The 9,222-nt window shown below is 72.3% G+C and carries 15 protein-coding genes and 1 other RNA gene; 10 read left to right on the forward strand and 6 right to left on the reverse strand.

The window, feature by feature from the left end; all coding sequences use genetic code 11:
• Window positions 1-3 precede the first annotated feature (3 nt).
• Window positions 4-972: a Bug family tripartite tricarboxylate transporter substrate binding protein gene (locus ACE7GA_RS01775; protein WP_376094766.1), complete on the reverse strand. Its 969-nt coding sequence runs from the start codon at window positions 970-972 to the stop codon at window positions 4-6.
• 29 nt (window positions 973-1,001) lie between these two features.
• On the opposite strand from ACE7GA_RS01775, the gene ACE7GA_RS01780 reads away from it, so the two are divergent.
• The 4 genes from ACE7GA_RS01780 to ACE7GA_RS01795 all read left to right on the forward strand — a co-directional run bounded on the left by ACE7GA_RS01780 (window position 1,002) and on the right by ACE7GA_RS01795 (window position 3,960).
• Window positions 1,002-1,772 carry a class II aldolase/adducin family protein gene (locus ACE7GA_RS01780; RefSeq protein WP_376094769.1) on the forward strand — a complete coding sequence of 257 codons (771 nt, stop codon included), beginning with the start codon at window positions 1,002-1,004 and terminating at the stop codon, window positions 1,770-1,772.
• 37 nt (window positions 1,773-1,809) lie between these two features.
• Window positions 1,810-2,376 (forward strand): DUF4337 domain-containing protein, encoded by a 567-nt coding sequence (locus ACE7GA_RS01785; RefSeq protein WP_376094772.1) that lies wholly within the window; start codon window positions 1,810-1,812, stop codon window positions 2,374-2,376.
• A 79-nt stretch (window positions 2,377-2,455) separates the two neighbouring features.
• On the forward strand, window positions 2,456-3,433 hold the full coding sequence (locus tag ACE7GA_RS01790) for a Bug family tripartite tricarboxylate transporter substrate binding protein (protein ID WP_376094775.1): 978 nt from the start codon (window positions 2,456-2,458) through the stop codon (window positions 3,431-3,433).
• Between the two features lie 83 nt (window positions 3,434-3,516).
• Complete coding sequence (locus tag ACE7GA_RS01795) at window positions 3,517-3,960, forward strand: RidA family protein (protein WP_376094778.1); 444 nt, start codon at window positions 3,517-3,519, stop codon at window positions 3,958-3,960.
• 4 nt (window positions 3,961-3,964) lie between these two features.
• Here the strand turns inward: ACE7GA_RS01795 and ACE7GA_RS01800 are convergent, their stop codons facing one another.
• From ACE7GA_RS01800 to ACE7GA_RS01820, 5 genes are all read right to left on the reverse strand, one after another.
• A complete protein-coding gene (locus ACE7GA_RS01800) occupies window positions 3,965-4,786 on the reverse strand; it encodes a YmdB family metallophosphoesterase (RefSeq protein WP_376094781.1) in 822 nt (273 codons plus the stop codon).
• Window positions 4,783-5,394: a 5-formyltetrahydrofolate cyclo-ligase gene (locus ACE7GA_RS01805; RefSeq protein WP_376094784.1), complete on the reverse strand. Its 612-nt coding sequence runs from the start codon at window positions 5,392-5,394 to the stop codon at window positions 4,783-4,785. The genes ACE7GA_RS01800 and ACE7GA_RS01805 overlap by 4 nt, the downstream gene beginning before the upstream one ends.
• Window positions 5,381-5,535, reverse strand: a non-coding RNA gene (gene ssrS / locus ACE7GA_RS01810) — 6S RNA. The genes ACE7GA_RS01805 and ssrS overlap by 14 nt, the downstream gene beginning before the upstream one ends.
• Window positions 5,536-5,585: 50 nt before the next feature.
• Window positions 5,586-5,915 carry a cell division protein ZapA gene (locus tag ACE7GA_RS01815; protein WP_376094787.1) on the reverse strand — a complete coding sequence of 110 codons (330 nt, stop codon included), beginning with the start codon at window positions 5,913-5,915 and terminating at the stop codon, window positions 5,586-5,588.
• Window positions 5,916-5,919: 4 nt separating this feature from the next.
• Window positions 5,920-6,123 (reverse strand): hypothetical protein, encoded by a 204-nt coding sequence (locus ACE7GA_RS01820; protein ID WP_376094790.1) that lies wholly within the window; start codon window positions 6,121-6,123, stop codon window positions 5,920-5,922.
• Window positions 6,124-6,156: 33 nt separating this feature from the next.
• On the opposite strand from ACE7GA_RS01820, the gene ACE7GA_RS01825 reads away from it, so the two are divergent.
• From ACE7GA_RS01825 to ACE7GA_RS01850, 6 genes are all read left to right on the forward strand, one after another.
• Window positions 6,157-6,618: a hypothetical protein gene (locus tag ACE7GA_RS01825; RefSeq protein WP_376094793.1), complete on the forward strand. Its 462-nt coding sequence runs from the start codon at window positions 6,157-6,159 to the stop codon at window positions 6,616-6,618.
• 97 nt (window positions 6,619-6,715) lie between these two features.
• Window positions 6,716-7,630 carry a class I fructose-bisphosphate aldolase gene (locus ACE7GA_RS01830; RefSeq protein ID WP_376094796.1) on the forward strand — a complete coding sequence of 305 codons (915 nt, stop codon included), beginning with the start codon at window positions 6,716-6,718 and terminating at the stop codon, window positions 7,628-7,630.
• A gap of 58 nt (window positions 7,631-7,688) precedes the next feature.
• Window positions 7,689-7,826, forward strand: a complete 138-nt coding sequence (locus tag ACE7GA_RS01835) for a hypothetical protein (RefSeq protein WP_376094799.1) — start codon at window positions 7,689-7,691, stop codon at window positions 7,824-7,826.
• On the forward strand, window positions 7,823-8,152 hold the full coding sequence (locus ACE7GA_RS01840) for a nucleotidyltransferase domain-containing protein (protein ID WP_376094802.1): 330 nt from the start codon (window positions 7,823-7,825) through the stop codon (window positions 8,150-8,152). Before ACE7GA_RS01835 ends, ACE7GA_RS01840 begins: the two co-directional genes overlap by 4 nt.
• A 22-nt stretch (window positions 8,153-8,174) precedes the next feature.
• Window positions 8,175-8,789, forward strand: a complete 615-nt coding sequence (gene thiE, locus ACE7GA_RS01845; protein WP_376094805.1) for a thiamine phosphate synthase — start codon at window positions 8,175-8,177, stop codon at window positions 8,787-8,789.
• Complete coding sequence (locus ACE7GA_RS01850; RefSeq protein ID WP_376094808.1) at window positions 8,786-9,202, forward strand: bleomycin resistance protein; 417 nt, start codon at window positions 8,786-8,788, stop codon at window positions 9,200-9,202. The genes thiE and ACE7GA_RS01850 overlap by 4 nt, the downstream gene beginning before the upstream one ends.
• Window positions 9,203-9,222 lie beyond the last annotated feature (20 nt).

Genomic DNA, 9,222 nt, shown 5'->3' on the forward strand with positions numbered 1-9,222 from the left:
CCGCTATTCCGGCTGAACGCCCGCGCGCTGGAGGATGGAGAGGCCGCGCGCGGTCGTCTCGACGGCCAGCGCGCCGAAGGCGTCCGGCGTCTCGCCGATCACGGCCTCGCCGCCGAGCTCGCTCACCTTCCGGCGGATGTCCTCGGTGCGGGCGGCCGCCTGCACCGCGTCGTAGATGCGGGTGACGGACGCGGCGGGCAGGCCCTTCGGTCCCCATAGGGCGAACCATGGCGCGATCGGGGCGAGGGCGGGCATCCCGACCTCCTCGGCGCTCGGGATCTCCGGCGCCACCGCGGCGCGCTTGCCGCCCGTGACGCAATAGGCCCGCAGGCGTCCGCCCTGGATGAGCGACAGCGCGGAGACGAGGGGCGCCATCATCAGGCTGGTCTGCCCGCCCACCACGTCCTGCAGCGCGGGGCCGGTGCCGCGGTAGGTGACGATCAACAGCGGCACCCCGGCTTCCAGCCGGAAGACCTCCGTCGCCAGGTGGCCGGAGGTGCCAAGGGAGGTATTGGCGAAGGAATGCCGGTCCGGCCGCGCCCGGACCTCGGCCAGCAGCGCCGCCATGTCCCGCGCCGCGAGGTTCGGCGCGCCGACGAGCACGAGGGGCGAGACGATCAGCCGGGAGATCGGCGTGAAGTCGGCGATAGGGTCGAAGGGCACGGATTTCATCACGCCGCGCGTCAGCAGGTGGCTGTCGGAGTTGCACATCAGCGTCCGCCCATCCGGGTCGGAGCGCGCGACGAGGGCGCTGCCGATCGAGCCGTTGGCGCCGGTGCGCGTCTCGACGACCCAGGTCTCGCCGAGGGCGGGCCCGACGGCCTCCCCGAAGATGCGGGCCGAGGTGTCCACGCCGCCGCCGGGTGGGGAGCCGACGACCACCCGCACCACGGGACGGGCCTGCGCCGCAGCGCCGCGCGACAGGAAGGGCGCGGCCAGCGCCGGCATGACAAGCAGGTGGCGACGGTGCATGCAGCGGAACCTTCGAGGGAGCAGCGTGGATGAGCGACGTGACGGGCGGGACCGCGTCCGCGGCGGAGGACGGAACCGGCTTGCAGGCTTCCTTGCAAGATCTGGCCCTGGCCAACCGCATCCTGGCCAACGAAGGGATCGTGGACGATTTCGGCCACGTGGCGCTGCGCGATCCCGCGCGGCCCGATCACTTCTGGCTGTCGCGCGCCATCGCGCCGGCCGCCGTCACGGCGGCGGACATCCGCCTCCACGATTCGGTCGGACGGTGCCTCGATCCCTCCGTGCGGCAATACGCGGAGGCCGTGCTGCACGCCCGGATCTTCGCGGCACGGCCGGACGTGCGATGCTGCATCCATCACCACGCCCGGCCGCTGCTGCCCTTCACCATGCCGGGCGCCCCTCCCCTGCGCCCGGTCTTCCACACGGGGACGGTGGCGGGCTGGGACGTCCCGCTTTGGGACAGCGCGCCGTTCGGGCCGGGCGGGATGCTGATCGACACGGTCGCCAAGGCGGACAGCCTCGCCGCGGCGCTCGGGGCGAACCGGGCCGCCCTGCTCAGGGCCCACGGCGCCGTCGTGGTCGGGCCGACGATCCAGGAAGCCCTGATGATCGCGATCTACATGGCCGAGAACGCTGCCGTCGCCCTGTCCTGCGGCGCGCCGTACCGGGAGGTGCCGACCCTGTCGCGCGAGGAGACGGAGGAGACGGCGCGCCTCATGCTGAACGCCAGCGGCATCGGCCGGACCTGGCAGGGGCGGATGCTGAAGCTCAGGGACGCCCTTCCCCTCACGCCTACGTGATGGCACACGCCCGCCGTGGAACGGGGGAATTCATCGGATGGCTGGGCACGGGCACGGGGCGGACCACGCAGGCGACAACAAGCCCGTCGCGCTTCTGATCGCGGTCCTCGCGCTGTTCCTGGCGCTCGCAGAGACCGGGGCGAAGAGCGCGCAGACCGAGGCGCTGAACCGGAACGTGGAGGCCGCGAACCTCTGGGCCTTCTTCCAGGCCCGGACCATCCGCCAGACGACGGTGCGGACCGCGGCGGAACAGGAAGCCCTCGCCCTGCCCGGCGCCGACGAGGCGCGGCGCGCCGGCGTCGAGCGCCAGATCGCGGCCTGGCGCGCCAGCGCCGATCGTTGGGAAAGCGAGCCCTCGACCGGCGAGGGGCGGCGCGAACTCTCCGCCCGCGCGCGGGACGCCGAGCGCAAGCGCGACAAGTCCATGGCGGCCTACCACATGTTCGAATACGGCTCGGCGGCCTTCCAGGTCGCGATCGTCGTGGCGTCCGCCTCGATCGTCACGGGGGTGCCCTTGCTGGCCGTGGGCGGGATCGTGCTGGGGGTGATCGGGGTTGCGCTGTCCGGCCTCGGCCTCTTCGCTCCGGAATTCATCCACTTCTGACGTCCTCGCACGCGTGCGGCTTGCGGGCGCGCGGCGGCGCCCGTATCGCTTCGGGCAACGATAGCCTGGGGGAAACGCCATGAACCGCCGCGCCTTGCTCGCAGCCTCGCCCGCCGCCATCGCGGCGGCGACAACGGCCCGCCCCGCCTTCGCGCAGTCGGATTTCCCGACGGGACCGGTGCGGGGGATCGTGCCCTTCGCCGCGGGGTCGGCCACGGACAGCGTTGCGCGCCTTTTCGGTGAGCGGATGCGGGAAACGTTGGGTCAACCGGTGGTCGTCGAGAACCGGGCCGGCGCGAACGGCATGATCGGCGCCGAGGCCGTGGCCCGCGCCGCGCCGGACGGGCAGACCATCATGTTCGGCACCAACTCGACGAACGCCGCGGCGAACGCGCTGAACCGGCGCGTGCCGTTCAACATGGAACGCGACTTCGCGCCGGTCTCGCTGCTTTCCTCCGTCCCGCTGCTTGTCGCGGTGCCGGCCAATTCGCGGTTCCGGACGCTGGAGGACCTGCTGACGGCGGCGCGCGCGCGGCCGGAGGCCGTGTCCTTCGCGACCTCCTCGGCGTCCCAGCGCGTCTCGACGGAGATGCTGGCCTCCATGGCCGGGGTGAAGATGCTGCCGGTGCCCTATCGATCCTCGCCGAACGCGGTGCAGGACCTCATCGCGGGGCGGGTGGACCTCTTCGTCGCGGACATGGCGGTGATCCTGCCGGGGGTGCAGGGCGGGCAGTTGCGGGCGCTGGGCGTGACGACGAAGGCGCGCGCGCCGCAGTTGCCCGACATCCTGCCGATCGCGCAGCAGGGCCTGCCGGACTACGAGATCTTCGCCTGGTTCGTGCTCTGCGCCCCTGCCGCCACGCCGCCCCGCATCATCGCGCGGCTGAACGAGGCGGTGCGCCGCGCCGCCGCGGACCCGACGCTGAAGGACCGGATCGAGAACGGGCTGGGCATGTCGCTCACCGTCGGGTCGCCGGAGGAGGCTGCGGCCTTCATCCGCACCGAGACGGTGAAGTGGACGGACGCCATCCGCGCCGCGGGGATCGAGCCGGAATAGGCGGCGCTTCCGCCGGGGCACCGAATCGCCCCACCCTGCCGGCCCGGGCGCGCGTCCCGCCGCCCGCGGACCGGAGGGACCTCATGACCCGTGCCATCCTCGCGACCTGCCTCGCCGCCGTGCTGGCGGCCCTGCCCGCCGCGGCGCAGGACCGGGTCGTCGCCACCCGCAACGCGCCGGAGGCCATCGGGCCCTACAGCCAGGCCATCCGCGTCGGGAACACGCTCTACCTCGCCGGGCAGATCGCGCTGGACCCCGCGACGAACGGGATGATCGCCGACCGCTCGATCGAGGCGGAGACGCGGCAGGTGCTGGAGAACCTCAAGGCCGTGGTCGAGGCGGCCGGGTTCACCATGGCGGACATCGTCTCGACCACCGTCTTCATGGCCGACCTGAACGAGTTCGGCCGGATGAACGCGGTCTACGGCACCTACTTCCCGACGAACCCTCCGGCGCGCGCCACCGTGCAGGCCGCGCGCCTGCCGCGCGACGTGAAGGTCGAGATCGCCGCGATCGCAGCGCGCTGATCGGTCAGGCGGCCGGCAGGATCTGCGAGAGCCGGCCACCGACCCGCACGGGATCGCAGCGGGTCGCGAGGCCTGTCGCGTCGTCCGTCTCGACGAAGACGCCGCAGAGGGTCGCCTCACCCTCCGCCGGCGCGAGTTTCTCGGACGGCACCTTGCGCCAGAAGCGGAGCGATGCGCCGCCCTTCGACATGCCGATGACGCTGTCGTAGTCGCCGCACATCCCTGCATCCGTCACGAAGGCCGTGCCGTCCGCAAGCACCTGGTGGTCGGCCGTCGGGACGTGGGTGTGCGTGCCCGCGACGAGGCTGACCTTGCCGTCGAAGGAATGGGCGAAGGCCTGCTTCTCCGCGGTCGCTTCCCCGTGGATGTCCACGATGATGGCCTGGACGCTGCCCGCAGGGCCCATCGTGTGGCGGGCCAGTTCCGCCTGCGCGGCGCGGAAGGGATCGTCGAGCAGTTCCATGAACAGCCGCGTCATGACCTGGATGACAAGCGCACGGCGTCCGCCGGGTACTTCTACCACCGTCGCCCCCTGACCCGGCGTGCCGGGTGGGTAGTTCATCGGGCGGATCAGGCGGCGCTCCTCTGCGATATAGGGGATGATCTCCTTCCGGTCCCAGGCGTGGTTGCCGAGGGTCAGCACGTCGGCGCCGGCGGCGAGGAAGGCGCGGGCCATGTCGGGGGCCAGGCCGAAGCCGTGGCTGGCATTCTCGCCGTTCACGACGACGAGGTCGGCGCGGAGTAGGGCACGCAATCCGGGCAGGCGCGCGGTGAGGGCGTCGCGGCCGGCGCGGCCCACGACGTCGCCGAGGAAGAGGATTCTCAAACGGACGGGTCTCCGAAGCGGATCACGCCGCGCTCCGTCGCGACGGCGTGCAGCAGGGCGTCGAGCGGGCCGGCGGGGACCGCCTCCATTTCCTGAGCGGCATAAGCGACGCCGAGGCGGAAGGCGCGCGGCAGGCCGGCGAGCGTGCGGTCGTAGTAGCCACCGCCATAGCCGAGGCGCCGCCCGGCGCGGTCGAAGGCCAGCAGCGGGACGATGACGATCTCGGGCACCAGGACTGGCGACTCCGGGGGCGGCTGGGACGTGCCGAAGGGCCCGCGGGCCAACGGAGCGTCGAGGTCGTGGGCGTGGAAGGTCAGGGGCGAGCCGCGCTTGGGCGTGCGCGGCAGGGCGACGGGATGGCCGCGGGCAGCCAGGGCGCGCAGCAAGGGACGGACATCCACCTCCGGCCCCATGGGCCAGAATCCCGCGACGACGCCGCCGGGCCGCGGCGGCAGGTCGCGCAGGACGTGTCCGGAAATCGCTTCGCCGCAGGCCGCCGCGTCCTGCCCGTGCCGGGCGGCGAGCGCGCGGCCGCGGGCCGCGGCCTTCGCCTCGGCCAGCAGCACGTCGCAGAGCGGATCGTCGGGAAGGAGGTGCGGAGCCGCCATGGCCGCTGGCGTGAAATCCTCCAAGGCCTGCTGGTGCAGGTGGGCGCCAGTTAACCGGACCAGGGCCCGGTCAGAGCCAGCTCCCGGAGGATGCTCATTGGCCCCGGGGATATTCGTGCCTGGCGCGCGAAGCAGCCCCGCCCGACCGATGTAGGCGTTCTCCCCGCGCGATGCCAGGGCGGCGGTGCGGATTATCCGCCCTGTTCCAGCCCGGCCGCGATCCGCTCGATCCGCTCGGCGACTTGGGTCAGGCGATGGGCGAGTCGCGGGTCCGGCGCCGACTGGCCCGGCATGCCGGCCCGGGCCTGGGCGACTTCGATCTTCAGGTCGTGAACCTCGTCAGCCAGCAACAGCGCGGCGAGGAGGAGGAGCCGGCTCTCCCCGAACTGGCCGCCCATGGAGCGGACGGAATGAATGCGCCGATCCACCTCGGCCGCTAGGGAGACGAGGTGCGCTTCCTGCCCGTCCTCACATGAAACGGGGTGGCTGTAGCCGCCGACGCGGACCGTGACCTGTCCCAAACCCTCAGCCCTCCCGCTCGTCGTCCGGCAGGTCGCCGTCCTCGCGCAGCGCCGCCTTCAGGCGCACGAGGGTGGCGTCGAGGCGGCGGGAGAGTTCCGCCACCTCCTCCGGCGGCACGCCAGCGGAACGGGGACGCGCGGCGGCCGCGGCGAGCCGCTCAACCGCGGCTTCCAGTCGCGCCGTCGCCTCTGCCAGGCTATCCGCCATGTCGCCCCTTCGACCGCGCCCCACGTCGCCGTGATGGCTTTGCACGGGAATGAGGAGGCCCGCAACCGGGGCGCGGAGGGCGACGCGCCGGCCGTCGTCTTCGCCTCAGCCTACGAGGCCGTGGCGGCGCTGGATGCGGCGGGGCCGCGTGGGGTGGTGCTGGTCTCGCCGTCGGACGCCGCCGCCTTTCCGGGTGCACGCGTGATGGCGGCGATGGTCGCCGAGGCCCGGCAGGCACATCCCGGCGTACCGCACCTCGCCGTGCTGGATTGCGGCGTCGCGCCCGGCCTTGCCCTCGATGCGCTGCGACGCGGCTGGCGGTGCCTCGTGCTGGATCCGTCCTGCCCGGCCTATGCGACCGTGGAAGCCGCCGCTGCGGAGGTCGGGGCAGGGCTGCTGCCCGCGCGGCCGGAGGCGCTGGACCTCTCCGCCCTGGACCTGCGGAAGGAGGGTGGGCGCGCCATTCTCACGCGATGGTTGGCTGGCCTACCGTGACAGCCGCCCAGGCCCCGGCTAATCCGCGCCCGAACGCGACGGGTGCCGCCCGACGCCGCAGCCATTCATTACCGCCACCACCCCGGGGGAACCACCGATGCAACTGACGCCGAAGGTCAAGGAAATCCTCTCCTGGTACGAGAGTGACAACCCCGGGACGAAGGCGAACCTCGCCCGCATCCTGATGGAGGGGAGGCTCGGCGGCACCGGGCGCATGGTGATCCTGCCGGTGGACCAGGGCTTCGAGCATGGCCCCGCCCGTTCCTTCGCGCCGAACCCCGCGGGCTATGACCCCCGCTACATGTTCGAGCTCGCGCTGGAGGCGGGCTGCAACGCCTATGCCGCGCCGCTCGGCATGATCGAGGCGGGGGCTGCGACCTATGCTGGCGCCATCCCGACCATCCTGAAGATCAACTCCTCCAACAGCCTGTCCACAACGAAGGATCAAGCGGTGACGGCGGGCGTGCGCGATGCGCTGCGGCTCGGCTGCTCCGCCGTCGGGTTCACGATCTACCCGTCCTCCGAATACCAGTTCGAGATGATCGAGGAACTGACGGAGATCGCGAACGAGGCGAAGGAATGCGGCCTCGCGGTCGTCGTGTGGTCCTATCCGCGCGGCCCGATGCTGGACAAGACGGCGGAGACCGCGCTCGACATCTGCGCCTACGCCGCGCACATCGCGGCACTCATCGGCGCGCACATCATCAAGGTGAAGCCGCCGACCTCCGCCATCTCGCTCGATGCGGCGAAGAAGACCTACGAGAAGTACCCGGTGGACGTGAACGACCCGGTCGCGCGCTTCAAGCACGTGGTCCAGGCCTGCTTCGGCGGCCGCCGCCTCGTGGTCTTCTCCGGCGGCGAGGCGAAGGGGTCCGAGGACATCCTGAACGAGGTCCGCGCGATCCACGCCGCCGGCGGCAACGGCTCGATCATGGGCCGCAACGCCTTCCAGCGGCCGAAGGCGGACGCGGTGAAGCTGCTCACGGACATCATGGACGTGTACAAGGCCTGAGCATCCGGCGCCGCGCGGCCATCCTTGCCGCGCGGCACGGTCCTGGAGGTACGGCACCGTGAGTAGGCTCGCCCGGGCGATGTGGCGTCAGGAGGCTCCGGCCGACCTCATCGGCGGCGAGCAGGCGGCAGCGGCGCTGACGGCCGCCGAGGCCGCGATGGCGGCGGCCCGCGCCCTCGCACCGGAACTCGAATGAGCCCGGCGGCCCGGCACCGCGCGGCGCGGCGCGAGCGCATCATCGCCTCGCTCCGGCAGCACTTCGCGCGGAATCCACCGCGCGGTGCGTCGCGCGCCGTCCTGTTCGGTTCCCTCGCCCGGGGCGATTTAGACACTGCGCCCGATGCCGACCTGCTGGTAATCGGCGCCAGGAGGCTGGGTGACGGCATCCGCCGGTCCGCGGTTCGCGACGTGGACGTGGTCGCCTGGCCCCACGTTGCCGGGCGGGACGCGCCAGCGGCCAGACATCCCTCCGCGCTCGAGGTCGAGCGCGAGGGCGTCGAACTCTGGCACGCGACGGGCTGAACGGACGGGTCATGCAAGCGGGTTGCCGCCTCTACCTCATCACCCCCCGCGCCTGGACGCCGCTTCCTTCCGCGACGACCTCGCCCGCGCGCTCGATGCGGGCGATGTCGCGGCGCTTCAGATCCGGCTGAAGGACGCCGCGGACGACGACGTTCTGCGCGCGACCGAGGCCATCCTGCCCGTCGCGCAGGCCCATGACGTGGCCGTGCTGATGAACGACCGCGCCGACCTCGCGATCCGCAGCGGTTGCGACGGCGCCCATCTGGGTCAGGGCGACGGCGACCACGCGGCGGCGCGGGCCGCACTGGGCGAGAGGATGCTCGGCATCACCTGCCACGCCTCCCGCCACCTCGCGATGGAGGCGGGGGAGGTCGGCGCGGACTACGTCGCCTTCGGCGCCTTCTTCCCGACGGCGACGAAGGAGACGGTCCACGTCGCGACCGTCGACTTGCTGGAATGGTGGCACGAGATCGCCGAGGTCCCGTCCGTCGCGATCGGCGGCATCACCGCCGAGAACTGCGCGCCGCTCGTGAGGGCGGGGGCCGATTTCCTCGCGGTCGTCGGCTCGGTCTGGAACCACCCGGAAGGGCCCGCCGCCGGCGTGCGCGCCATGAACGCCGCCATCGCCGCGGCATGAGGCAACCCGCGATCGTACCGGAACTCTGCGTTACGGACTGCGCCGCGAGCTTGCGCTTCTGGTGCGGCCTCTGCGGCTTCCAGGTCGCCTATGACCGGCCCGAGGAGGGCTTCGCCTGCATCGAGCGCGATGGCTCACGGATCATGCTCGATCAGCTGCCCGGGGACCGTCCGCAGCGCTGGGAGGTCGCCCCGACCGAACGTCCCTTTGGGCGTCACGTCAACTTCGAGATCGCGGTCCTGTCCCTCGACCCGATCCTCGATGCCCTGGCCGAGGCGGGCTGGTCGCTGTTCATGCCGCCGGAGACGAAAACCTACCGCGTGGGCGACGTGGCCGTGAGCGTGCGGCAGTTCCTCGTCCAGGATCCGGACGGATACCTGCTCCGCTTCTCCGAGGCCTTGGCGGGCCCCTGAGGTGCACCCCACCTCCGCGG

Source organism: Roseomonas sp. CCTCC AB2023176, assembly GCF_042259275.1.
Taxonomy (GTDB): domain Bacteria; phylum Pseudomonadota; class Alphaproteobacteria; order Acetobacterales; family Acetobacteraceae; genus Roseomonas.

What these genes read in the sequence shown, in the direction of transcription:
- ACE7GA_RS01775 (WP_376094766.1), bottom strand. Translation starts at nt 972, where the DNA reads ATGCACCGTCGCCACCTGCTTGTCATGCCGGCGCTGGCCGCGCCCTTC.
- ACE7GA_RS01780 (WP_376094769.1), top strand. Translation starts at nt 1,002, where the DNA reads ATGAGCGACGTGACGGGCGGGACCGCGTCCGCGGCGGAGGACGGAACC.
- ACE7GA_RS01785 (WP_376094772.1), top strand. Translation starts at nt 1,810, where the DNA reads ATGGCTGGGCACGGGCACGGGGCGGACCACGCAGGCGACAACAAGCCC.
- ACE7GA_RS01790 (WP_376094775.1), top strand. Translation starts at nt 2,456, where the DNA reads ATGAACCGCCGCGCCTTGCTCGCAGCCTCGCCCGCCGCCATCGCGGCG.
- ACE7GA_RS01795 (WP_376094778.1), top strand. Translation starts at nt 3,517, where the DNA reads ATGACCCGTGCCATCCTCGCGACCTGCCTCGCCGCCGTGCTGGCGGCC.
- ACE7GA_RS01805 (WP_376094784.1), bottom strand. Translation starts at nt 5,394, where the DNA reads ATGGCGGCTCCGCACCTCCTTCCCGACGATCCGCTCTGCGACGTGCTG.
- ACE7GA_RS01820 (WP_376094790.1), bottom strand. Translation starts at nt 6,123, where the DNA reads ATGGCGGATAGCCTGGCAGAGGCGACGGCGCGACTGGAAGCCGCGGTT.
- ACE7GA_RS01825 (WP_376094793.1), top strand. Translation starts at nt 6,157, where the DNA reads ATGGCTTTGCACGGGAATGAGGAGGCCCGCAACCGGGGCGCGGAGGGC.
- ACE7GA_RS01830 (WP_376094796.1), top strand. Translation starts at nt 6,716, where the DNA reads ATGCAACTGACGCCGAAGGTCAAGGAAATCCTCTCCTGGTACGAGAGT.
- ACE7GA_RS01840 (WP_376094802.1), top strand. Translation starts at nt 7,823, where the DNA reads ATGAGCCCGGCGGCCCGGCACCGCGCGGCGCGGCGCGAGCGCATCATC.
- ACE7GA_RS01850 (WP_376094808.1), top strand. Translation starts at nt 8,786, where the DNA reads ATGAGGCAACCCGCGATCGTACCGGAACTCTGCGTTACGGACTGCGCC.